General features: G+C 60.1%; 19 protein-coding genes and 3 tRNA genes. 20 read left to right on the plus strand and 2 right to left on the minus strand.

Annotation, left to right across the window (positions count from 1 at the left end):
* The first annotated feature begins 11 nt into the window (after positions 1 to 11).
* The 3 genes from ABB25_RS08565 (at position 12) to ABB25_RS14555 (ending at position 4,987) form a co-directional block, all read left to right on the plus strand.
* Entirely contained in the window at positions 12 to 4,151 is a 4,140-nt protein-coding gene (locus ABB25_RS08565; RefSeq protein ID WP_083488207.1) for a pilus assembly protein, read from the plus strand.
* On the plus strand, positions 4,141 to 4,569 hold the full coding sequence (locus tag ABB25_RS14320) for a type IV pilin protein (protein WP_083488208.1): 429 nt from the start codon (positions 4,141 to 4,143) through the stop codon (positions 4,567 to 4,569). The genes ABB25_RS08565 and ABB25_RS14320 overlap by 11 nt, the downstream gene beginning before the upstream one ends.
* 190 nt (positions 4,570 to 4,759) lie before the next feature.
* The gene (locus ABB25_RS14555; RefSeq protein ID WP_152981121.1) at positions 4,760 to 4,987 is read left to right on the plus strand and encodes a hypothetical protein; all 228 of its coding nucleotides are present in this window, start codon (positions 4,760 to 4,762) and stop codon (positions 4,985 to 4,987) included.
* An 84-nt stretch (positions 4,988 to 5,071) separates the two neighbouring features.
* Here ABB25_RS14555 and ABB25_RS08570 read toward each other — a convergent pair.
* Positions 5,072 to 5,148, minus strand: a tRNA-Asn gene (locus tag ABB25_RS08570).
* A gap of 50 nt (positions 5,149 to 5,198) precedes the next feature.
* Entirely contained in the window at positions 5,199 to 5,708 is a 510-nt protein-coding gene (locus tag ABB25_RS08575; protein ID WP_057665883.1) for a GspH/FimT family pseudopilin, read from the minus strand.
* A gap of 173 nt (positions 5,709 to 5,881) precedes the next feature.
* Between ABB25_RS08575 and uvrB the strand changes: the two genes are divergently transcribed.
* The 17 genes from uvrB to ABB25_RS08660 all read left to right on the plus strand — a co-directional run bounded on the left by uvrB (position 5,882) and on the right by ABB25_RS08660 (position 22,726).
* Positions 5,882 to 7,915 carry an excinuclease ABC subunit UvrB gene (gene uvrB, locus ABB25_RS08580; protein ID WP_057665885.1) on the plus strand — a complete coding sequence of 678 codons (2,034 nt, stop codon included), beginning with the start codon at positions 5,882 to 5,884 and terminating at the stop codon, positions 7,913 to 7,915.
* Positions 7,916 to 7,995: 80 nt separating this feature from the next.
* Positions 7,996 to 8,070, plus strand: a tRNA-Val gene (locus tag ABB25_RS08585).
* A 77-nt stretch (positions 8,071 to 8,147) separates the two neighbouring features.
* A tRNA-Val gene (locus ABB25_RS08590) sits at positions 8,148 to 8,222 on the plus strand.
* Between the two features lie 228 nt (positions 8,223 to 8,450).
* A complete protein-coding gene (locus tag ABB25_RS08595; RefSeq protein ID WP_211259305.1) occupies positions 8,451 to 10,118 on the plus strand; it encodes a type IV secretory system conjugative DNA transfer family protein in 1,668 nt (555 codons plus the stop codon).
* 332 nt (positions 10,119 to 10,450) lie between these two features.
* Positions 10,451 to 10,882: a TcpQ domain-containing protein gene (locus tag ABB25_RS08600; RefSeq protein WP_057665889.1), complete on the plus strand. Its 432-nt coding sequence runs from the start codon at positions 10,451 to 10,453 to the stop codon at positions 10,880 to 10,882.
* Positions 10,883 to 10,992: 110 nt separating this feature from the next.
* Entirely contained in the window at positions 10,993 to 11,949 is a 957-nt protein-coding gene (locus ABB25_RS08605) for a VirB8 family type IV secretion system protein (protein WP_057665891.1), read from the plus strand.
* The gene (locus tag ABB25_RS08610) at positions 11,946 to 12,764 is read left to right on the plus strand and encodes a TrbG/VirB9 family P-type conjugative transfer protein (RefSeq protein ID WP_057665893.1); all 819 of its coding nucleotides are present in this window, start codon (positions 11,946 to 11,948) and stop codon (positions 12,762 to 12,764) included. The genes ABB25_RS08605 and ABB25_RS08610 overlap by 4 nt, the downstream gene beginning before the upstream one ends.
* A 38-nt stretch (positions 12,765 to 12,802) precedes the next feature.
* Complete coding sequence (locus ABB25_RS08615; protein WP_057665895.1) at positions 12,803 to 13,960, plus strand: TrbI/VirB10 family protein; 1,158 nt, start codon at positions 12,803 to 12,805, stop codon at positions 13,958 to 13,960.
* A 14-nt stretch (positions 13,961 to 13,974) separates the two neighbouring features.
* Positions 13,975 to 15,003, plus strand: coding sequence for a P-type DNA transfer ATPase VirB11 (gene virB11 / locus ABB25_RS08620; protein WP_057666106.1), 1,029 nt, complete (start codon positions 13,975 to 13,977; stop codon positions 15,001 to 15,003).
* Positions 15,004 to 15,021: 18 nt separating this feature from the next.
* Entirely contained in the window at positions 15,022 to 15,819 is a 798-nt protein-coding gene (locus ABB25_RS14325; protein ID WP_211259308.1) for a lytic transglycosylase domain-containing protein, read from the plus strand.
* A gap of 60 nt (positions 15,820 to 15,879) precedes the next feature.
* Entirely contained in the window at positions 15,880 to 16,272 is a 393-nt protein-coding gene (locus tag ABB25_RS08630) for a TrbC/VirB2 family protein (protein ID WP_057665897.1), read from the plus strand.
* A complete protein-coding gene (locus tag ABB25_RS08635) occupies positions 16,265 to 16,570 on the plus strand; it encodes a VirB3 family type IV secretion system protein (RefSeq protein WP_057665899.1) in 306 nt (101 codons plus the stop codon). The genes ABB25_RS08630 and ABB25_RS08635 overlap by 8 nt, the downstream gene beginning before the upstream one ends.
* 51 nt (positions 16,571 to 16,621) lie before the next feature.
* Entirely contained in the window at positions 16,622 to 19,048 is a 2,427-nt protein-coding gene (locus tag ABB25_RS08640) for a VirB4 family type IV secretion/conjugal transfer ATPase (protein WP_057665901.1), read from the plus strand.
* 85 nt (positions 19,049 to 19,133) lie between these two features.
* The gene (locus tag ABB25_RS08645) at positions 19,134 to 19,907 is read left to right on the plus strand and encodes a hypothetical protein (RefSeq protein ID WP_152981123.1); all 774 of its coding nucleotides are present in this window, start codon (positions 19,134 to 19,136) and stop codon (positions 19,905 to 19,907) included.
* Between the two features lie 45 nt (positions 19,908 to 19,952).
* Positions 19,953 to 20,954 carry a TrbL/VirB6 family protein gene (locus ABB25_RS08650; protein ID WP_057665904.1) on the plus strand — a complete coding sequence of 334 codons (1,002 nt, stop codon included), beginning with the start codon at positions 19,953 to 19,955 and terminating at the stop codon, positions 20,952 to 20,954.
* Between the two features lie 756 nt (positions 20,955 to 21,710).
* A complete protein-coding gene (locus tag ABB25_RS08655) occupies positions 21,711 to 22,229 on the plus strand; it encodes a DUF4189 domain-containing protein (protein ID WP_057665906.1) in 519 nt (172 codons plus the stop codon).
* A 224-nt stretch (positions 22,230 to 22,453) separates the two neighbouring features.
* Positions 22,454 to 22,726, plus strand: coding sequence for a hypothetical protein (locus tag ABB25_RS08660; RefSeq protein WP_152981125.1), 273 nt, complete (start codon positions 22,454 to 22,456; stop codon positions 22,724 to 22,726).
* Positions 22,727 to 22,799 lie beyond the last annotated feature (73 nt).

Raw genomic sequence — 22,799 nt, forward strand, 5'->3', positions numbered from 1 at the left:
GGAGTGAACTCATGACGACGAAAACTTCGATGGGGGGCAGGCAAGTGATGGCCAACCACCGTTTCCCATCATTTGTTTTTGGCCTCGGTGTTACGCTGATGTCAACCCCGGCCATGTCCACGGCTGTCATTGACAACAAACCGTTGACTGTCACCAGTGCAGTGCCGGGCAATATGGTGTTGCTGCCCTCGGTGGAGTGGCCCACCGTGGTCACCCAGGCCAACCAGCCCGGTGTAGATGAAGGTAATGCCAATTACTCTGCGGCGCAGGCCTATTCCGGGTATTTCAACCCGGATGTGTGTTATGCCTATGAATATCATACCAATGAAGTCAATCGCTATTTTCGTCCGGCCGCTCATGCATCCTCCAGGACTTGTACCACCAGTGGTGATGTAAAGCTCTGGAGTGGCAACTTCCTCAATTGGGCTGGCATGCAGGCGGCGGACACATTCCGCATGGCGCTTACCGGGGGTTATCGTGTTCACCGCCCGGCTGATGGCAATGTTTCCAATGTGACCGTGCGTGACAGTGAGGGTGCTTCGGTAACGCACTCTGTCAGTGAGCTGGCGTCTGTCACGTACCTGGAGAAGGCGAATTCGGACCGCTGGGATAATAATTACACCAAGCTGCGACGATTGAATTCCACGGCGCTTGTCGCTGGTGCTACGCCGGCTAAAACCGGGCATCTCAGGGCGAGAATTGGTGGTTTGCGCAATCAGATGTGGTTTAGGCCCAGCTCTTCCGGGATTGGTAACGCGACCAGTTACAACGATCCCAAGGCGATTGCATTGCCGGTGACTGATGGTAATCAGAGTGATGGCAACTCCACCAGTGCTATTCCTTACCAGCCGAGATGGCATCAGCTGCCGAATGCCGATACCACTACAACCGAAACCGACAAGGCATGTGCGGCGGGGGAGCCCGATTGCGAGCCTCGCAATAACGGCAAGTATCGTCGTACGGTACGCGGTAGAAATGAAAATTACGCGGTGAGTATGCGTGTGCAGGTCTGTGATGGGGTTTATGACCGCCGCGATTTCTGTACGCAGTACGGCAGTTATTACAAGCCTGAAGGTCTGCTGCAGCTCAACGCGTATAAAAGTCGCTTCGGGATGTTTTCCTACCTGGCCGAAAGCGGGCAAAACCGTAACGGCGGAGTGATGCGCTCGCGTCTGAAGTTCATCGCCCCGTGGACAGCGTCTGAAATTGCCGGTACCACCACCCTGTATCCTGATCGCGCGCGTATTGGTGGCACCGACAACCCTGAATGGGATCCGGCCACGGGCATGATCCTGAACAATCCTGATCCGGACATGGCTAATGCCACCAACACCAATGTCCAGGCAGGTGGGGGTACTTGTGCTGATTGCACAGTGCGCTATAGCGGCGTCATCAACTATGTCAACCGCTTTGGCCAGGTCAGTACCGGTATGTCGCGCCTGAAGGAATATGACAACCTTTCGGAGATGTATTACACGGCGCTGCGCTATATGCGCGGTCTGGCCAATGTTTCCAATTACTCCAGCTTGGAGCCTGTCAGTTCCACCCACACCTCATCCGGCAAGACCGGTCGTTTTCGCAATGCGGATGGTCTGCCGGTAATCGAGGATTGGTATGGCACAGGCGCCAATGCGGCAGCGCCGTCGTGGTCGGAGCGACTGGTCGGTCAGAACGGTGACTCTACCCTCTACCAATGCCAGACCAGTGTGTTTCTGGGCATTGGTGATACCAATACCAATAATGAGGATTCTAACCATTCCGGTGATGGCACGCTTTCTGTGTCAACTTGGCGCACCAAGGCTGGCGGTGGTAGCGCAGATCGGAATCTAACGGCTGGCTTGGCTTATTGGGCGCATACACAGGATATCCGTACCGACATTCCCAACGTGGATCTGGGGGGTGGGCGCTTCAAGGGTCAGTCGGTGTCCACCTACTGGGTCGATGTGGTAGAGCAGAATGATTTGAAGTCCAAATCGTCCAACCAGTACTACCTGGCCACCCGCTTCGGTGGTTATGACATCCCGGCAACGGATTATGATGCCAATGGCAATGCCACGGCGCGCGATTACAATGCCAGCTGGTGGGCCAGCAATGAGGGTGCCTGGACGTCAGCGACGCAGAACGTCAAGGCCGCCACTGGCTTGGGTGGCACGGGCGATTTCAAGTTGCCGCGCAATATGTATTTGGCCAACGATGGTCAACGCATGATCGATGGCCTGACCGAGGCGTTCCAGCGCATCACTGACTCCATCACCGGCTCAGGCGGTTCGTTTGCCAGCAACACGACCAAGCTGGAGGCGGGAGCCTATACCTATCAAGCTCAGTATCTCTCCAATGGCTGGGGTGGTCGCCTGATCGCCAGTTCGGTGGACACCAGCAGTGGCGAGTTGACCGCCCAGTGGGATGCGGCTACCTGGCTTTCCGATGCCAATAGCCATTACACCAAGCGCAGGATGTTCCATGTCAATGGCTCCAGCATGCGGGAGTTCATTTCCAACCGCAGCGCCACGGGTGCGGTTGTAAACTCGCCGACCCTGGTCAAGCCTTCGTCATGGGTAGGTAGTGACAACCAGCTCAAGTATATCCTCGGTGATCGTACGCATGAGCGGCAGAGCACGGCATCCGGTAGTACCCGTGAGTTCCGCAATCGCAATGGCATGCTGGGCGATATCGTCAATTCGGCGCCGGTATATGCCGGTGCCCCCAACCTGAATCTGTATCGCGGTGATACAAGTTACGCGACCTTTGCTGCCAGCAATGCGTCGCGCAAGAAAGTCGTGTATGTCGGTGCAAATGACGGCTTCCTGCATGCATTCGATACCTCCAATGGACGCGAATTGTTCGCCTTCATGCCTACCGAATCGTTGTCGGTGCTTTCGCGTAACGATCCTGCTACGGGAAATTATCCCTACTGGGATCCTGCCTATGACCATGCATACAGCGTCGATGGTGAGTTGACCATTGCCGATGTTAAGGTTGGAACCAGCTGGAAGACGGTTCTGGTCGGTACCATGGGGCGTGGCGGGAAGTCGATTTTCGCCTTGGATGTCACCAATCCGGAGAGCCCGAGCTTCCTCTGGGAAAAGACGGCAGCAGACCCAGCCATCGGCAGCATGCTCGGCAACAGCCTTGGTCGCCCGCTGATTGCAAAAGTCGCCGATGGTGATTGGCGTGTATTCATGGGCAATGGGCCCAACAGCAGCGGTGGGCGTGCCGCCATCTTGATGCTCGATGCCTATACTGGCGCTGACATGGGTTCTACTGTGGTCTCCACGGATTCGAACAACGGCCTGGCTCCTGTCAATGTATGGGATGGCCGTGGCGTAGATCCAGATAGCCGCCCGGATGGGAATTTTGAAACCGTTTATGCCGGTGACCTTCTGGGCAGTGTCTGGAAGATCGATATCGCCACCAGTTCGGCAACCAAGATTTTCCAGACCGATGCAAATCAGCCAATCACCATTGCGCCACTGGTGGCGCGTAATCCTTATTCGGCCACGACGGATACTTGGCTGTTCTTTGGTACCGGTCGCTACCTTTCCAAGTCTGATACTTCTAATGAGCAGAATGCCCATGTGCAGTCGTGGTACGGGTTGATCGACCGAGACGCACTTGTGGCTCGTACCACGCTGAAGCAGGTTCGAATCACCGATGAGGATGACAAGGGCCGGGTTATCGAGAAGGTGGGGGCCCCGGGCGCCAATGGCTGGTTCATCAACTTGCAGTCCCCGGATGAGGCTGCTGCCAATTCCACGGCGACTGCACGTGGCGAACGCATGGTAGTGCCGAATTTCTTCCAGGGCATGGTGTTGATCGGTACGACACGCTTCCCGTTCTCGAACGATCCGTGTACCCCGACCGGCAAGGGATTCACCATGGCCATCGATCCGTTCACCGGCGGCCGGCTTAGTGATGTCTTCTTCGATGCCGACATGGATGGTACTGTCGGTGATGAGGGGGATTACAAGGGCGGCAATACCGGTACGCCGTACTCCGGTGTTGGTTATGGCAGTGGTCCCAACAACCCGATCTTCATGGGTCAATATATGTATACCAGCCTGGATGATGGTACCTATTCGCGCTACCGTACGAATGCGGGTATGGCTGAAGTGCGCCGCGTTTCCTGGAGAGAGGTGTTGAATGTTGATTGATGATCGCCGAGCTGCGTTTGTTTCCCAGCGCGGATTCACCCTTATCGAGCTGATGATTGTGGTAGCGGTCATCGCAATCCTTGCTGCGATTGCCTATCCCAGCTACACCAATCATGTGGTCAAAACCAGGCGTGCTGCAGCAGCTGTATGCCTGATGGAGCGTGCGCAGTTGATGGAGCGCTACTACACCACCAACCTCAGTTATGCTGATGCGCCTGACCCTGCGCAATGTGAGGGTATTGAGCAGTTTTATCAGGTAAGTTTCTCTGGAGACAACGCTCCGCGCAGCTATATTCTCCAGGCAGTTCCGCAGGGTGTTCAGGCCTCGCGCGACACACTGTGTGGAACCTTGACTGTCAATCAAGCCGGTTTGCGAACTGAAAGCGGCACGGCCAGTGCAGCGACGCAATGCTGGTGATGCCGTTGTTCTGATGGAAAGGCCGCAACTTCTGTTGCGGCCTTTTTTATTGGCTCAGGCGATGGCTGGTTTGTCGCGGCCAGGTCACACGTTTCCAGTGGGAGGCTGCGCGGTGGAATCATTGCCAGCATCAGCGCGGCCGGGTTTCCCGTGGCGGAGATCTTTTCCATATCACAATGGAAATGTCTGGATGGACTGGCTGAATCTTGGCTATGGAGTGTTGCTGGGCCAGGGCGCTGCATGGACCCTGCCGCCCAACAGCTTGGTGTTGGACATGCGCACCCATGGCCATTATGTCGCTCTCGGTCCTGTCATCCGGCCTGTGGCTTCAGTCTTGGTCCGGGTGACGCATCTGATGTGCTTCTATCTGACGTTCCAGTGGCCTGGACGTTTGTTGTGTCGATGGCTGGAACTTTGATCGCCTTGTGGCTTGGCCAAATCAGGAGGGGCTGGTGTCTGCGATAACAAAAAAAGCCGCAGCGTAAGCTGCGGCTTTTGAAAGTGGCGCCCGAAGTTGGACTCGAACCAACGACCCCCTGATTAACAGTCAAGTGCTCTAACCGGCTGAGCTATTCGGGCGTGGGGGCAGTGTACTGTGTGAATTCAGCTTGCGCAAGTTTTCAAGCGGCTCAACATGGTGTGTTGTTGATCAGGGTGCTGCGTACCCGGCCGCTGTTGCTGACCACGATCTGGCGCGATGCCATGCCGCGGCTGCACAGGTGCAGGGTGAGATTGGTGCCCGGGCTGCGGCCATCAGGCAGGAAGCGGACGTGACGCCGGCCCTGGCTTAGGCTGACCTGGATGTTTGCCGGCAGGTAGCCCTGCATGGCCTCGGCGGTTGAATGGGGTGGGCGTTCACTGCGTACCAGCCAGCCGTGTGACCAGTCCTCGGCCGCGCCGCAGCTGCCCGCATGCAGTGACGGGCACAGCAGTGCAGGCTGTCCATTCTTGACGGCGGTGCTGCGCGCCAGCTGCAGGCCGGTGACCAGGCTGTTGCTGGCGCTGACCAGTGCCTGGCGGGCAGCGAATTCACGCATCGACGGGGCGGCGATGGCAAGCAGGATGGCGGCAATGGCCAGGGTGATCAGCAGTTCGATCAGGCTGAAACCCCGTGCATCAGCATGGAAATCGCAGGACATGCGGCTATCTCTGGTGGCTCACGACCAGCCTGCCGTGCCGCTCACGGTTTGCTTGTCGGTCACTGGCTGAGCGGCAGGTGAGGCCTGCTCCCGCCGTGCGGTGGTTGTTTGCCGAGGCGGATCCGGCCGGCCGGCTATACTGGCCGCTTGTCTTGCGCTGGTGCGTTGTCCCCATGTCTGAGCGTTTTGTGCTGTCTTCGCCCTACCAGCCTGCCGGTGACCAGCCGCAGGCGATTGACAGGCTGTCGGAGAACTTCGAGGCCGGCGTTGCCAAACAGACCCTGCTGGGGGTGACCGGGTCGGGCAAGACCTACACCATTGCCAATGTGGTGGAGCGGGTGCAGAAGCCAACCTTGGTGATGGCACCGAACAAGACCCTGGCCGCGCAGCTGTACGGGGAGTTCAAGCAGTTCTTCCCGGACAACGCGGTGGAGTACTTCGTCAGTTACTACGACTACTACCAGCCCGAAGCCTATGTGCCGTCCTCGGATACCTTCATCGAGAAGGACAGTTCGATCAACGAGCACATCGAGCAGATGCGGCTGGCCGCGACCAAGGCATTGCTGAGCCGGCGCGATGTCATTGTCGTGGCCACGGTATCGGCCATTTATGGCCTGGGTGCACCGGAAGACTACCTGTCGATGCGCCTGATCCTGTCGCGTGGCGAGCGCATGGAGCAGCGTGACCTGATCAACCACCTCACCGCACTGCAGTTCACCCGCAATGAGTATGAGCTGGAGCGCGGCACGTTCCGGGTGCGTGGCGAGGTGGTGGATGTGTTTCCGGCCGAATCCGACAGCGAGGCGGTGCGGATCGAGCTGTTCGACGGCGAGGTCGAGCAGCTGAGCATGTTCGACCCGCTCACCGGCGAAACCCTGCGCAAGCTGCCGCGCTACACGATCTATCCCAAGACCCATTACGCCACCACGCGCGAGCGGGTGCTGGCAGCGATCGAGACGATCAAGGTCGAACTGAAGCAGCGTCTGGAGCAGTTGTACGCCGCCAACAAGCTGGTCGAAGCGCAGCGCCTGGCGCAGCGTACCCAGTACGACATCGAGATGATGGCCGAGGTCGGCTACTGCAACGGCATCGAAAACTATTCGCGCCATTTGACTGGCAAGGCGGCAGGCGAGCCGCCGCCGACCCTGTTTGATTACCTGCCCGCAGACGCGCTGCTGGTGATCGACGAATCGCATGTGACCATTCCGCAGATCGGTGCGATGTACAAGGGTGACCGCTCGCGCAAGGAGACCCTGGTCGAATTCGGTTTCCGCCTGCCCTCGGCGCTGGACAACCGCCCGCTGCGTTTTGAGGAGTGGGAGGCACGCTGCCCGCGGGCGATCTATGTTTCGGCAACGCCCGGACCCTATGAATTGCGTGAGGCGGGCGAGGAGATCACCGAGCTGGTGGTGCGCCCGACCGGGCTGATCGATCCGGTGGTGGAAATCCGTCCGGTGGCCACCCAGGTGGACGATTTGATGGGGCTGGCGCGCCAGCGCATTGCCGAGGGTGATCGCGTACTGGTGACCACGCTGACCAAGCGCATGGCCGAAAACCTGACCGAATACCTGTCCGAGCATGGCATCGCCGTGCGCTACCTGCATTCGGACGTGGACACCGTTGAACGGGTGGAAATCATCCGCGACCTGCGGCTGGGCAAGTTCGATGTGCTGGTTGGCATCAACCTGTTGCGCGAGGGCCTGGACATGCCGGAGGTCTCGCTGGTGGCGATCCTGGATGCCGACAAGGAGGGCTTCCTGCGCTCGACCGGTTCGCTGATCCAGACCATCGGCCGTGCCGCCCGCAACGTCCGTGGCACGGCCGTCCTGTATGCCGACCGGATCACCCGGTCGATGCAGGCGGCCATTGACGAGACCGACCGCCGCCGCAGCAAGCAGGTCGAGTACAACCAGCTGCACGGCATCGTGCCCAGATCGGTGGCGCGCTCGATCACCGATGTGCTCGATGTCGGCAGCAGCGACGGTGGCGCGGAAAGCAAGGGGCGCAGCAAGGGCAAGGGGCGTGAGCGCGCCGCCCAGGTGGCTGACAGTGCTGCCGATTACCTGCGTCTTTCCCCGTCGCAACAGGCTGCCGAGCTCAAGCGCCTGGAGCAGTTGATGTACCAGCACGCGCGTGATCTTGAATTCGAGGAGGCAGCGCGGGTGCGCGACCAGGTGCAGAAATTGCGCGAGGCCAGCTTGCTGTGAAAAAAGTTGCAAGGAAGGCTTGCGCAACGCGTTGATCTTGCCTAATATACGCCTCTCGCAGCGCTGAAGCGCGGCGCGAAGGGCGGTTAGCTCAGCGGTAGAGCACTACCTTGACATGGTAGGGGTCACAGGTTCGAACCCTGTACCGCCCACCACTTCATCAACGAAGTGGCGTTCATGGAAACGGCAATATCAGGCCGTACCCAGGCTGGAACGATATCCGGAACACAGTGGGCGGTTAGCTCAGCGGTAGAGCACTACCTTGACATGGTAGGGGTCACAGGTTCGAACCCTGTACCGCCCACCACTTCGGCAGCGAAGTGAAAAACAACCAGGCATTGCCTGGTTTTTTTGTGCCTGTTTTTTGACGCAAATTGTGAGGCGCTTTGCAGAATGCAACTTTGCCTGGGTTGGCGAGGGCGCGATATCACATTGGCTGCGGCAAGATTCACGGTTGCATGACGGCGCTGTCATGCCGGCCACTGGGTGGTGGCTGTCCCTGTATTGGAGAGGGCGTGTGTTGCACAGGAACAGGATGTTGTCGGTGGCGGTGGTGTTTGTGCTGGCACTGCTGTTGGGGTTCGTTTTTTCCGGTTGGCTGACCCTCAAATTGCTGGAGCTGGGAACCACGCCACTGCAATGGAATACCTACTACACCTATCTGGCGGCGATGGATCTGCCCCAGGTGCAACCCTTTCTCGGCAGGATCCGTCTGGCCGGAATCATTGGTTTTGGTCTGCCTTTGCTGGCCTGGCTGGGCGTGGTCTATCTGCTTGTGCGCAACAAGGAGCAGCAGATACACGGCGATGCCCGCTTTGCCAATGCAGGTGACCTGGCGGCGGCCGGGTTGTTCAAGAAGGAAAAAACCGGGGTGATCGTTGGCAAGCATGGCGGCCGTCTGGTCCGCCTGTCGGGCCAGCAGTTTGTCATCCTGGCCGCGCCGACACGCTCGGGCAAGGGGGTGGGTGTGGTCATTCCCAACCTGCTCGATTATCAAGAGTCGATGGTGGTTCTGGACATCAAGCAGGAGAACTACGACCTGACCTCGGGTTGGCGCGCAAGCCAGGGGCAGAAGGTCTACCTGTTCAATCCGTTTGCCGAAGATCGACGCACCCATCGCTGGAATCCGCTGACCTACGTATCGCCGGATCCTGCGTTCCGGGTTTCTGACCTGATGGCCATTGCCGCCATGCTGTATCCCGATGGCAGTGACGAGCAGAAATTCTGGGTCAGCCAGGCCCGTAATGCCTTCATGGCGTTTGCCCTGTACCTGTTCGAGAACCGCGATGACGAGCTGGCCATCGGTTTTCCCGGCAGTGGTGCGCCGACGCTGGGTGCCATCTACCGGCTGTCCTCCGGTGATGGCACGGACCTGCGCAAGTTCCTGCAGCAGTTGTCCCAGCGCCCGTTCCTCAGTGCCAAGGCGAAACAGGCTTTCGCCAACCTGCTGTCGCAGGCTGATGAAACCTTTGCCTCGATCATGGGCACCTTCAAGGAGCCGCTCAATGCCTGGATCAACCCGGTGCTGGATGCGGCCACCAGTGCCGATGATTTTGACCTGACCGCACTGCGCAAGCAGAAGATGACCATCTACATCGGTATCCAGCCCAACAAGCTGGCCGAAAGCCGGCTGATCATCAACCTGTTCTTCAGTCAGATCATCAACCTCAATACCCGCGAGCTGCCGCAGGCCAATCCCGAACTCAAGCACCAGGTCCTGCTGCTGATGGATGAGTTCACCGCGATCGGCAAGGTCGACATCATTGCCTCGGCGGTGTCCTACATGGCCGGTTACAACGTCCGCCTGCTGCCCATCATCCAGTCGATGGCGCAGCTCGATGCCACCTATGGCAAGGATGTGTCGCGGACCATCATCACCAACCATGCGTTGCAGATCCTGTATGCCCCGCGTGAGCAGCAGGATGCCAATGACTACTCGGAAATGCTGGGTTACACCACGGTGCGCAAGCGCAATACCTCGCGCTCCAATGGGCCGCAAACCAGCGTGACCACCAGCCACAGCGAGGAGCGGCGTGCGTTGATGCTGCCGCAGGAGCTCAAGGCCATGGGTAATGACACCGAGGTGTTTCTGTACGAGGGCATCGCGCATCCGGTGAAGTGCGACAAGATCCGTTATTACAAGGACCGGTATTTCACCTCGCGATTGCTGCCCAAGGTGGATGTGCCGTTGATCCGGGTCTGAGTGTGTCCGACTTCTTGCTTTCGGCGTGATGCATGTCACCCTTTTGCGCATCCGTTGTTTTTTTGACGCAAAATGCCCGCTGAATGCTTGACGTGTCATATTTGGACGCGCAGAGTCACACTCCATCAACGCTGCATATCGGTTTCATAGGTGCAGCCTTTCAGCGATGAGCCAGCAAGGGCTTGGGGGCAGCACGGCTGTCACGGTCCGCAAGGCTCATCCGGGTACTGGGTGGCGTCGTCGTGTTCCTGCCGACGTGCTGCTGTGCCAAGGAAAATTTGAAGCCAATTCTTGACCTGCCTGGGGTGAGGCGGGTGTGGGTTGGTGCATCCATGTTGCATGACGCTGGGGGATTTGTGAGGCAAGGATATTTTTTGTCAGTCGTCACCGTTGCCGTGCTGGCAGGTGCGCTGAGTGGTTGCGGGACCACGCCGGCCAAGGAGTTTGGTGGGCGCTGGAAGCCAGTGAATCATTTCACTGACCAGCCGCAGGAGTTGCCGCTGTACACCGCCTATGTTTACCAGGCTTCGCCATTGGACCGCACGCTGAAAACAATGCTGCAGCGCTGGGCCAGCGATAGTGGTTTTCGTCTGGATTACCGCCTGCAGTCCGATTACACGCTGCATCAGCAGATCGCAGCCGTCAGCGTGACGGACCTGCAGCAGGCGGCCCAGGCCGTTGCCCAGGCCTATGCCGCGCAGGGTGTGGTGGTCCGGGTCGAGGGCAATGCACTGATTGCCGAGGCCGCGTCGGTTTCAGGCTGACCCGGGTGCTGTATTGCCAACACCAGTAAACGCAGCGTCTGACAGGGGGCGTGATGATAGGCGGTAAGAAGAAGGCGGGGGCGGCAGTGGATGCTGCAGTCTTGCGATCAATGAATTACGAAGTGACCGTGGCAGATCTGGCCAGGCGCAGCCAGAAGCGGGCCTGGTGGGTAGCCGGTGTGTCACTGGCGGTGACGCTGATTCTGGCCGGTGCGATCTTCATGATGCTGCCGCTCAAGGAGCGGGAACCGTATCTGGTGGTTCTGGATCCGGTAACCGGCAATGCCCAGGTCAGTCGTCTGGTGGCCTCGGCCGCCGATGGCCGTCTGTATGCCGATCAGGCGGTGGCGCGCTCGAACATCCACCGCTTTGTCGTGGCGCGTGAAAGCTACGACTACGACCTGATGATGACCTCCCAGTCCGGCGACTGGAAACTGCCGTTCCTGATGAGCACCGGCTCGGTCTCGGCCGAGATGCGTGCGCTATGGGGGCAGGGCAACCCGGCCAATCCCTCGATCCTGTACGGCAAGGATCGCGCGGTGCGTATCCGCATCCTGAGCATCGTGCTGGAGCGGGTCGGCGGGCCGCGGCGTGAGGGCGCGGCGACGGTGCGTTTCCAGCGCGTGCTGTTTGACAAAAAGAGCGGTGGCAGCCGTGTGATCGACAACAAGGTGGCCATGATCGAGTTCGAATACAACCCGAACCTGCGTCTGAGTGATGCCGATCGTGTCCAGAATCCGCTCGGCTTCCAGGTCAAGACCTACCGTGTCGACAACGATGCGGCCCTGACCACGCCGGGCGAGGTCGAGCTGGCGCCGGTGCCGGCGACAACCCTGCCTGACCTGTCTGTTGCGACGGGCCAGCCGGCGGTATCGGGCGCGGAGGGCGCAGCGCTGCCTGCAACCGGTGCCGTGGATCCGCTGCAGATCCAGCAACTGCAATTACAGCTTCAATTACTGCAGCAGCAGCAGCTGCAACAGGGTCAGCTTCAGCAAGGACAGGAGCAGGTGGCAACCCCGGGAGCAATGGGCTCGTTGCCGCCGCCTAACGGAGATGTCGCACGATGAATCGTAGTTCGAATTTGGCCTTGTCGGCTGCGCTGGCAGTGGCCGGGCTGGCCGCGGTGGTGCCAGTGGCCGTGGCCCAGGAAGTCCCTGCCGGTGCCGTGGCCGTGGGCCGGCGTGTTGTCGATACCTATGCCTATGTGCCTGATGCGGTCTATCCGGTGCGTACCGGGCTGGGCATCACCACCCAGATCGAGCTGGATCCTTCCGAGCAGATCCTGGATTACTCCACCGGTTTCAGCAGTGGCTGGGAATTGAGCCGGCGCGACAACGTTTTCTACCTGAAGCCGAAGAATGTTGATGTGGACACCAACATGGTGGTCCGCACGGCCGCCCATTCCTACATCTTCGAACTGAAGGTGGTTGCCACCGACTGGCGTGAACTGTCCCAGGCCCGCGCAGCGGGTGTGCAGTACAAGATCCGCTTCAGCTATCCGCCGGAGAGCTTTGGCCCGGCGACCGCGACCGGTGCCGAACCGGAGCCGGAGCCGGTGGACCTGGTCAGGGCATCGACAGCGATCGAGAAGGATCGTCGTTACCACTATGGCTATGACTATGCCACCCGCAGCAAGGCAGCCTGGATGGTTCCGGTTGCCGTGTATGACGACGGCCGCTTTACCTATATCCGCCTCAATGATGGTGTGGCCTTCCCGAGCGGCAATTTCCCGGCGGTGTATGCGCGTGAACGTGAGCGCTCGGAGGAGTTTGTGGTCAATACCACCGTGGAAGGAAGCACGATCATTGTTCATGGAACCTATCCCTACCTGTTGATGCGCCATGGCGACAACGTGGTCGGGCTGCGGAGGAAGAAGCAGTAATGAGTCAGAATCCATCGGATAACCCGAACGATCCGGGCATGGTTGACCCTGCCCTGGTCAACAACCCCTATCTCAATGCTGCCCGTGCCGAGCCGGTCCCGGACCTGGACGCGGCTGCACCGCAGCTGCGGGTGGAAGAAAACCAGCGCATGAACCGCAAGGCGCTGATGTTTCTGGGCCTGCTGATCCTGCTGGTGCTGGGCATGGCCTGGTTGATGCTGGGGCGCAGCAGCAAGCCGGACAAGCCGGCCGCTGCGCCGCGCGAAGAGCGCCCGTATGTGCCCGATACGCCGACGGTGGCACGGATGCCGGCTCTGCCGCCACCGGCCGAGCCGGTACCGATGGTGCCGCCGTTGCCGTTGGCCGAGCCGATGCCAATGCCCAGCGCCGGCGATGATTCAACCCAGATGGCGGCACCGCGTGGGCCGAGCCTGCTGGCTCGTCGCATCGGTGATGCCGGCGGCCTGCCCGATGGCATGGTGGCCCAGTCCGATGTCGGTATGGGGATGATGCCCGGACCGGCGGGAATGCCTGCAGGCATAGGCAATGATGGCGGTATCCAGGCTCAGCTCAAGGATGTGGCCCAGGCCGGTTTCCTGCACCGGCGCGACACCCTGCTGCAGCGTGGCACCTATATCCGTTGCGTGCTGGAGACGCGTGTGGTCACCGACCATCCGGGTTTCACCAGCTGCATCGTCACCGAGCCGGTGTATTCCACGACCGGCCAGACCCTGTTGCTGCCGCGCGGCTCCAAGGTGTTTGGCAGCTACGGCGGGGCAATGACCGATCGTGTGCAGGTGATCTGGGACCGCATCACCACCCCCAACGGGGTTGACGTGACGATGTCCAGCCCGGGTGTGGATGGACTCGGCGGTGCCGGCCATCCGGGCGACCTGGACAACCACTGGGGGCAGAAGATTTCCAGCGCACTGTTGATCAGCCTGGTGGCCGACGGTTTCAAGTACGCCGCTGCCGAACATGGTCCGCGTGAGTACGAGATCGGTGCCAACGGCACCATTGTCAGCACCCCGTATGAAAGTGCCACGGCCCGGACCATGGAGCGCATGGCCAATGACGTGCTCACCCAGCAGCTCAACCGCAAGCCGACGGTCACCATCAACCAGGGCACCGTGGTCAATGTCTATGTCGCCCGCGATGTCGACTTCTCGGCTGTTGTGGCCAATCTGAAGCGCTGAGACGAGCAATGGGCATGGCGATGGACATGGCGGCACTGGGCAATGCCTTCCTGGACTACCAGTTCCAGGCGCTGGGCATTGGCGATTACATCGCCAGCAACGATGTCACCGAGATCTGCATCAACCGTCCCGGTGAGGTCTGGCTGGAAATCCGTGGCCAGTGGCAGCGGGTCGAGGTGCCGGGCATGACGTTCGAGCGTGCCCGCCAGTTCTGTGTGGCCATCGTCAATGAAAGCAATACCGGCCAGCGCATCACCGATACCGATCCGGTGGTGTCGCTGACCTTTCCCACCGGCCAGCGTGCACAGTTCGTCATTCCGCCGGCCTGCGAGCCGGGCACGGTGTCCATCACCATCCGCCTGCCGTCGCACCAGACCCGCAGCCTGGACCAGTACCAGCAGGACGGCTTCTTCGAGCGTGTGCTGGAAGGGGCGCCAAGCCTGAGCGCGCATGACCAGGAGCTACTGGAGCTGCGTGCCTCGCGCCAGTACGCGGATTTCTTCCGCAAGGCGGTGCACTACAAGAAGAACATCGTGGTGGCCGGTGCGACCGGTTCTGGCAAGACCACCTTCATGAAGGCGCTGGTCAACCACATTCCGGAAAACGAGCGGCTGGTGACCATCGAGGATGCGCGCGAGCTGTTCATTGCCCAGCCCAACGTGGTGCACCTGCTGTACTCCAAGGGCGGGCAGAGCACGGCCAATGTCACCGCCAAGAGCTGCATGGAGGCCTGCCTGCGCATGAAGCCGGACCGGATCATCCTGGCCGAGCTGCGTGGTGATGAGTCGTTCTACTTCATCCGCAACTGTGCCTCCGGCCACCCGGGATCGATCACCAGCTGCCATGCCGGCAGCATTGGCCAGACCTGGGATCAGCTGGCGCTGATGGTCAAGGCATCGGCCGAAGGTTCGGGGCTGGAGTTTGATGTCATCAAGCGCTTGCTGCAGCTGACCATCGATGTGGTGGTGCATATCGCCGCGCACGGCGGCAGCCGCCACATCACCGGTATCGACTTTGATCCACAACGGACCCTGGGGGCCTGAAGCGCGATGTTGCCGGGTTTGGAAATGATGGCTGCCTGCACCGATCTGGCCGTGCCTGGTCAGCTGATGCAGCATGTGGCCCAGGTCGAGTCCTCGCACAATCCCTACGCCATCGGCGTGGTCGGTGGCCGTCTGGTGCGCCAGCCGCGCAACCTGGCCGAGGCGGTCAGTACCGCGCAGATGCTGGAGCAGCAGGGACGCAATTTTTCGGTGGGCCTGGTCCAGGTCAACCGTTACAACCTGGCCAAGCAGGGCTTGGGCAGCTATGAGCAGGCCTTTGACGTGTGCAGCAATGTGCGTGCCGGTTCGCGCATCCTGGCCGAGTGCCATGCCCGCGCCGGCCAGGACTGGGGCAAGGCCTTCAGCTGCTACTACTCGGGCAACTTCACCACCGGCTATCGCCATGGCTATGTGCAGAAGGTGTTTGCCTCGCTGGCGCGCGATGCCCAGGCCAGCGCGCTGCTGGGGCGAAGCGAGCAGCTGGCCATTTCCCTGGCCGGCACCGACCAGCAGCGGATGGCCCGCCGCATCATCGACATGCCGGCACAGCGCAGCGCGCCACTGCCATTGCCGCGACGGGCCGAGCCATTGCCGGCCACGCGTTCGGTTGCGTTCGCGCCCGCAGCGGCGGCAATGCCGGACGCATCGCCGGCCATTGCGCAGCCGCTCAGCGTGCAGGTGCGTGGGCAACCGGTGGCGCCCAGTGCGCTGGCCAGTGCCGCCACTGCGATGCCGGCTTCCGGGCAGCTGCCGCAGCCATCGACGGCCCTGCCGCCGCAGTCATTGCCCGAGCGCGACAGCGCCTGGGTGTTCTAGCCGGTGTCCTGCCGGTCTATCCGGGCCATGTGCCCATTGTTCGCAAGTAGGAGAAAATCCATGGAAAAGCAGGGAATCAAGCAGAAAGTCATCAAGGCCGGCAAGATCGCCCGCAACGCCAGCCTGTTGCTGGCGGTGATGGTGACCCCGGTGCTGGCACAGGATCGCTACGCTGACACCGAAGGCAGCGTGTGCGGCTTCCTGGACAACATCAACGGCCTGCTGTCGATCGCCTCGATTGCCGTGGTGACCATCGCGATCATCTTCGCCGGTTACCAGATCGCCTTTGCCCACAAGCGCATTTCCGATGTCGCCCCGATCCTGATCGGTGGCCTGCTGATCGGTGCCGCTGGCCAGATCGCCTCGATGATCATGCCGGAAAACGAGGCCTGCACCACCGGTACGACGACCGGCAGCATCAGCATCGAAGCCAGCCAGTACGAGAATGCGTAAAAACGCGATGTTTCGCGGCTGCACACGCCCAGCGATGTTCCTGGGCGTTCCGGTCGTGCCGTTTTTCGCCGGCGTCGGCGCGGTCCTGCTGGTCACGGTCTGGAGCAGGAATTATTTCCTGATCAGCCTGGTTCCGGTGGTGATCATGGTGATGCGGGCGATGGCCAAGCGCGACGAAATGATCTTTCGTCTGCTCGGCCTGAAACTGCAGTTCCGCTTGCGTACGCGCAACATTGCCCAAAACGGTGGCATGTGGGTTTACTCGCCCAATGACCACCGCAAGCAGCCTCCACGTTGACTCAAGCCCTGGCACCGCGTGGTGCCAGGACTTTCCTATCTGGTAAGTGTGATGTTCAGTCCTAATGCCGCCATTGCCGACTTCGTGCCGTACTCCAGCCATGTCTCGCCGACGGTGATCAAGACCACCGGTGGCGACTACCTGATGACCTGGTTTCTGGGGGGGCTGCCGTTTGTCGGGCGCGAGGAATGGGAGCTTGAACATCGCCACAACACCTTCAACCGCATGCTGCAGACCCTGCGTGCGCCGGACTACGTCAATGTGGCGTTCTGGGTGCACGATATCCGCCGCAAGGGCAGCATCAGCGGCAGCGGCAGTTATCGCCAGCGTTTCAACCAGGAGCTGTCCGATGCCTATTACGGCTCGCTGTCCGGTCAGCGGGTCATGCTCAACGAGCTCTACCTGACCCTGATCTACCGGCCGATCACCGGCGGCAAGGCGTTTGTCGAAAAGACCGACGACATCAGCAAGCTGCGGGCGATGGAAGAGCAGGCCGTGGCCAAGGTGATGGAGCTGGCCAGCAACGTCGAGGCGGTGCTGAAGGATTATTCGCCGCAGCGGCTGGGCATCTACGAAGCCAGCAACGGCATGGTCTTTTCCGAGACCCTGGAATTCCTGGGCTACCTGCTCAACCGCGTCGCCGAGCCGGTGCCGGTGCTCAGTGCGCCGGTCAGTGGCTACCTGCCGGTCAGCAAGCAGACCTTCTCGGTCAAGACCGGCGATTACGTGATCACCACGCCGTCGGGCAGCAACCATTACGGCGCGATCCTGAACATCAAGGAATACCCGGACAGCACCTATCCGGGCATCCTCAATGGCCTGAAGTACCTGGATTTCGAATACGTCATCACCCACAGCTTCAGCCCGATCGGGCGCCAGGATGCGCTGCGCGTGCTCGACCGCACCAAGGGCCTGATGATCTCCTCCGGCGACAAGGCAGTCAGCCAGATCGTCGAGCTGGACGAGGCGATGGACCAGCTCAGCTCGGGCAACTTCGTGCTGGGCGAGTACCACTACATCATTGCCCTGTATGCCGACAGCCAGGCCGCGCTGCAGCAGCAGGTGGCCACCGCACGCGCCGAGCTGTCCAATGCCGGCTTTGTCTCGGCCAAGGAGGACGTGGCCATCGCCGCCTCCTTCTATTCCCAGCTGCCATGCAACTGGCGCTACCGCACGCGTCAGGCCAATGTCAGCTCGCTCAACTTCCTCGGGCTGTCGCCGCTGCACAACTTCGCCACCGGCAAGAAGGAGCGCAACCCCTGGGGGCAGTGCGTCACCGTGCTGCAGACCACCAACGGCCAGCCGTACTACTTCAATTTCCACGCCACCCATCCGGCGGAAGATTCGCTGGGCGAAAAGGCGATCGCCAATACGATGGTGATCGGCAAGTCCGGTACCGGCAAGACCGCGCTGATCAACTTCCTGCTCAGCCAGGTGCAGAAATACGAGCCGGCACCGACCATTTTCTTCTTCGACAAGGACAAGGGCGCGGAGATCTTTGTGCGTGCCTGCGGCGGCAATTACCTGGCGCTGGAAAACGGCCAGCCGACCGGCTTCAATCCGTTCCAGTGCGAGCGCACCGATGCCAACGTGCAGTTCCTGGCCGACCTGGTCAAGGTGCTGTGTGGCAAGAACGAGTACACCGCGCGCGAGGACGAGGATATCTTCCGGGCAGTGGAAAACATGCTCGACACGCCGATGCCGTTGCGCAGCATGACCAACTTCCAGAAGTCGCTGCCCAACATGGGCGATGACTCGCTGTATGCCCGCATCCGCAAATGGACCAACGGCAACTCGCTGGGCTGGGTGTTCGACAACCCACGCGATACCGTGGACCTGACCCGGGCCAACATCATCGGTTTTGACTATACCGACATCATCGACAACGCCGAAGTTCGCGTACCGGTGATCAACTACCTGCTGCACCGGCTGGAAGAGCTGATCGACGGCCGTCCACTGATCTATGTGATGGACGAGTTCTGGAAGATCCTCGATGGCAAGGGCGGGCTGAAGGAATTTGCCAAGAACAAGCAGAAGACCATTCGTAAGCAGAATGGTCTGGGCATTTTTGCCACCCAGAGCCCGGAGGATGCCCTGGCCAGCGATATTGCCGCCGCATTGATCGAGCAGACCGCCACGCTGATCCTGCTGCCCAACCCGAATGCCTCCAAGAAGGATTACATCGAAGGGCTGAAGCTGACCGAGGCCGAGTTCGAGGTGGTGGTCAGCCTGGACGAGCGCTCACGTTGTTTCCTGGTCAAGCAGGGCCATTCCTCCACCGTGTGCCAGTTGAACCTGCGTGGGCTGGACGATGCACTGGCGGTGATTTCCGCCTCCACCGACAACATCGAGATCCTCAACCAGGTACTCAGGACCCGCTCGCGCGAACTGGGGGTGCAGGTCGATGCCCTCACGCCCGAACAGTGGCTGGATGCGTTCTATGCCAACCGCAAGGGCTCGGGCAAGGCAGTTGCCTGACAGACCAGACAAAAGCGCGAAGTGCAGCACGGAAATCCGGCCCGCTACGCGTTATCGCTACACCATCTTGGACAAGGAGTAAGCCATGATCCGAAATTCCACCACTTCGCTGTCACTGGGCGCTGTCATGGTCACGCTTTTTCTTTCGGCGATGACCCCATCGGCGCAGGCCGCCTGGAACGTCAATGACCGCACTGCACAGGATCTGCTGCGCCAGATCAAGCGCGACACCGGGCGTATTGATACCAGTACTGGCCAGATCCGTGACTATTTCAATGAGAAAAGGCAAACCGGCGAGCCGCTTTATCGCGTGATTGCGGATATTCCCCTGCCTGAAGGGCAGCAGCTTCCGCGGATTTCCGAGGATTTTGGTCTCAAGCAATCCTGTGGTGCCGAGTACTCCATGACTGCTGCGGATCTGCGTTCGCGCATGAGCGCCGGGTTTTCCCTCCCCGAAAATGCAAGCGAGCAGCAGATCAAGGAGCATCAATTGGCCGTGTGTGGTTCGATCCGGGTGCTGGCCAATATCCGTTACAACGAGTCCGTACAGCTGGTCAGCGAAGTCCTGCCGCAGATCAAGACCCGCTATCAGGAGCGGGTACTGCCGGCGCTGCGCAATGGGCACGACCGTGACTACAACAATGCCGGTCGCAACCAGGTGACGCTGCAGTCGGTCCAGTTCGAGTTTGATCTGGCACTGGCTACCCATCGGGAGCGCCAGCAGCAATATCAGCAGTACGAAGTCATGCTCGCCCAATACAATGATTATCTGGGGCGTCGGGTCATGGATGGTGGCAAGCGTGATGTCCTGGGCTCCCTGGTCGGGAGCAGTGTGATCCAGCTGGCCCTGGGGCTGTGACCTTGATGGTTGGCATGGCAGCAGTATTTGATTGGATGAGTGACTATGGATTGGAATGAGCTGTTGGGTGGGTTGCAGCAACTGGCCTTCTTCAGTGCCATCTATGATTTTCTGGATGATGCGATTGAGGAGTTCACCAGCGGTACCCTGGCGCGGGCCATGGGAATCGTGTCCGGGATGGCGCTTACCGCGCTGACCATCTGGATCATGATCCAGGGTTACCGGATCGTCACCGGGCAATCTCGCGAGTCGATGTCGGCACTGATGGCCAATACCGGCCGTGCCGCGGTGATCTGTGCCTGCGCCAGTGGCTTTGCCATGTTCGGTTTCGAGCTGGACGGATATTTCAATGACGGTCTGCGCAAGGAGATCACCTATCTGGTCACCGGCGATGATGAGGCGCCCGAGCAGCAGATCGACAAGAATCTTGCCTTGATGACGCTGTCGATCATGGCCATCGATCAGGTCCAGTCCAGCAACAATGCCGAGCTCGATGCGCGCAAGCGCCAGGCCAAGATCATGGCCGGCGTTGGTTCGGGTGGTCCGGCAATCGTGGCGGCATCGATGCTGCTGCTGTACAAGATCGCCATCGCCATGTTCATCGGCTTTGGCCCGATATTCATCCTTGCCCTGTTGTTTGAACAGACAAAGTCGTTGTTCACGCGATGGGTGTTTTACGGGATGGGTACTTATTTCAGCCTGGCGGTACTGGTTTTTGTCACCTCGGTGGCCATGGAAATGGTGGCGCGGGTGGCGGCGGCAATCTGGGTGACCAACGGGGTGTCCACGCTTCTCGGACTGGATGCCTCCGGTAGCCAGGGCCTTACCTCGCAGACCCTGCAGCAGGGTGGCATGGGGCTGATCTTGTCCACTTTGATCCTTGCCACCCCGCCGATGGCGGCCATGTTCTTCCAGGGGGCGTTGGGTAATTTCAGTCCGTACGCAGGCATGGGGGGGCAATTTACCGGAGCAGCTACGGCGCCGCCGGGCGCCAGCAATGCTGCTAGAAATACCGCGCCCACGGGGGCCGGTAAGAACGAGGGTTGATTCATGGAGCTTGAGAGAAAGCAACACGCTACTGTTTGGCGGTTTTTTTGCTTGGCTGTCGTCATGCTCGCGGGTGCCGGTATACAGCCGTCAATGGCCCAGACAGCATGTCCTGTCGGAACGCTTGCAGGAAGCGCTACCTGCGGGCCTGATACGGCGCCGGTTGATCAATCGCCTTCGCGTCCTACGTCCTATGTCCGGTACGATGGGTACGGGGCCATTGCGTATTCGCCGGCGTCTCACGTTTCCTTCCTGAACGGCGCCAGTAATGGGATGGGCCAAGAAGCGGTAATCGAGCAGGCCATGACCAGATGCCGTGCTGAGTACGGCGACTGTGTCATTTTGCATACTTGGAAAAATACATGTGCTAATACGGGTAGCGTGATTGTCGACGGGGAAAAGCAGGTTTTTGCCGTTGAAGCACGCAGCGAACGTGCGACTGCACGCAAGGTGCGTCAGGAGTGTTCACGTCGTAACCCAAATTGGGATTATTGCAAGGTAGGTGCTCAGCCTGTTTGTGCCAAAGGCTGGGGCGGTTATGTCTCGTATTGATTCTGTGTGCTTGCATTGATCATTTTGTGAAGTGATGGGCCTGGCGTTGAATTCTGTGAATTTCTGCATGTTACTGGAGGTGTTGCGTGAAGGTATTCTTTTCGGCTGTTCTGGGTTTGTCGCTTTGAGTGGCTGCCAGCTCTCCAGTGCAGGCTCAGTCTCATTTTGATTATGCGACTGGCCAGGTTCCGTATTCTGGATGTGATGGAATTTTGGGTTCCGGCACTGTGTGCCTTGTTGCTGGCGGCGGTTTCCCTGCCGGCCATGGCGCAGACCGCCTGTCCGGTCGGTGCCACGCCGGGTAGTGTGGTCTGTGGTCCGGACCCGGTTGCCGCCCAGTCGCAGGGGCCATCGGTGCCTTTTCAGCGCCTGGATGGCTATGGCGCGATGGCCTGGAGTGCGGATGCCGGGCTGACCTACACCGAAACCCGAAACGGCGGCGAGGGGACTGACAGGGCAGTGGTCAACGGCGCAATGGAATACTGTCGCAGCGCTGGCAACAGCGACTGCGTGATCAAGCTGACCTGGGAAAATGCCTGTGCCGCGGCGGCTACCAAGCCGCTCAACGGCCAGCGCCAGTGGGTCGGGATCACCGCGCGCACGGAGTTTGGTGCCCGTCGTGCCATCCGCCGTGCGTGTGAGGAATTGCCCGGTGATGGGCAGTGCAAGATCAACCGTGTTTATTGCCGGAAGCAGGAATCTGGCTATTTCAATGATTATTGAAGTGCTGCCGGTAGCCTGGCAGGTGCCGGCTTTGTCGTGGATGTCACGCTGCAGGGCGACCGACTTGCCAGTGCTCTGGCTGTCCGCCTCGCGACGGGTTGATCATCGACAGGGGCAGTGGGGTGTTTCTGGCGCTGGTCTGACGGACGGCTGTGCTGCTGCAGGTTGAGGGTTGTGCTGACAACCTTTTCACGGATGTAACATCATTCAATGAGGTGATTGCGATGAAGAAAATGGCTTTTGCTGTCGTGGTTGCTGTCGGATTGTCCACCGTTGCCCCGGCCCAGGCCCAGCATGTGGATTACGTGGCCAGTCAGATTCCGCCGACCTATCAAGGCGACATCGAACGATTCTGCAAACGCGGCTACACCCGGCACCGCTGGATCTCGGTAGTGCCCGAGATGGGCATCTGGATGCCGATCTGGAAGAAATTCAATACCCAGTACATTCCCTCGTTCGTCGAGCGTTGCTTCAGTGGTGGCCAGATCCCGTCGTAACGCCGGCAGGCGTTGCCGGTGCGTTATGCCAAGGCTGGCCGCGGACGGTGGGGTGTGCTGGGTGCGGTACTCA

The sequence above is a fragment of the Stenotrophomonas koreensis genome, from assembly GCF_001431525.1.
Taxonomy (GTDB): domain Bacteria; phylum Pseudomonadota; class Gammaproteobacteria; order Xanthomonadales; family Xanthomonadaceae; genus Stenotrophomonas; species Stenotrophomonas koreensis.

Bases quoted from the DNA above. Each gene is read 5' to 3' on its own strand.
- ABB25_RS08650 (WP_057665904.1), top strand. From the start codon at position 19,953: ATGGATTGGAATGAGCTGTTGGGTGGGTTGCAGCAACTGGCCTTCTTC.
- ABB25_RS08595 (WP_211259305.1), top strand. From the start codon at position 8,451: ATGTTGTCGGTGGCGGTGGTGTTTGTGCTGGCACTGCTGTTGGGGTTC.
- ABB25_RS14320 (WP_083488208.1), top strand. From the start codon at position 4,141: ATGTTGATTGATGATCGCCGAGCTGCGTTTGTTTCCCAGCGCGGATTC.
- ABB25_RS08565 (WP_083488207.1), top strand. From the start codon at position 12: ATGACGACGAAAACTTCGATGGGGGGCAGGCAAGTGATGGCCAACCAC.
- ABB25_RS08630 (WP_057665897.1), top strand. From the start codon at position 15,880: ATGGAAAAGCAGGGAATCAAGCAGAAAGTCATCAAGGCCGGCAAGATC.
- ABB25_RS08640 (WP_057665901.1), top strand. From the start codon at position 16,622: ATGTTCAGTCCTAATGCCGCCATTGCCGACTTCGTGCCGTACTCCAGC.
- ABB25_RS08655 (WP_057665906.1), top strand. From the start codon at position 21,711: ATGGAATTTTGGGTTCCGGCACTGTGTGCCTTGTTGCTGGCGGCGGTT.
- virB11 (WP_057666106.1), top strand. From the start codon at position 13,975: ATGGCGATGGACATGGCGGCACTGGGCAATGCCTTCCTGGACTACCAG.
- ABB25_RS08645 (WP_152981123.1), top strand. From the start codon at position 19,134: ATGATCCGAAATTCCACCACTTCGCTGTCACTGGGCGCTGTCATGGTC.
- ABB25_RS08600 (WP_057665889.1), top strand. From the start codon at position 10,451: ATGTTGCATGACGCTGGGGGATTTGTGAGGCAAGGATATTTTTTGTCA.
- ABB25_RS08660 (WP_152981125.1), top strand. From the start codon at position 22,454: ATGAAGAAAATGGCTTTTGCTGTCGTGGTTGCTGTCGGATTGTCCACC.
- ABB25_RS08635 (WP_057665899.1), top strand. From the start codon at position 16,265: ATGCGTAAAAACGCGATGTTTCGCGGCTGCACACGCCCAGCGATGTTC.
- ABB25_RS08575 (WP_057665883.1), bottom strand. From the start codon at position 5,708: ATGTCCTGCGATTTCCATGCTGATGCACGGGGTTTCAGCCTGATCGAA.
- ABB25_RS08610 (WP_057665893.1), top strand. From the start codon at position 11,946: ATGAATCGTAGTTCGAATTTGGCCTTGTCGGCTGCGCTGGCAGTGGCC.
- ABB25_RS14555 (WP_152981121.1), top strand. From the start codon at position 4,760: ATGGACTGGCTGAATCTTGGCTATGGAGTGTTGCTGGGCCAGGGCGCT.
- ABB25_RS08605 (WP_057665891.1), top strand. From the start codon at position 10,993: ATGAATTACGAAGTGACCGTGGCAGATCTGGCCAGGCGCAGCCAGAAG.
- ABB25_RS08615 (WP_057665895.1), top strand. From the start codon at position 12,803: ATGGTTGACCCTGCCCTGGTCAACAACCCCTATCTCAATGCTGCCCGT.
- uvrB (WP_057665885.1), top strand. From the start codon at position 5,882: ATGTCTGAGCGTTTTGTGCTGTCTTCGCCCTACCAGCCTGCCGGTGAC.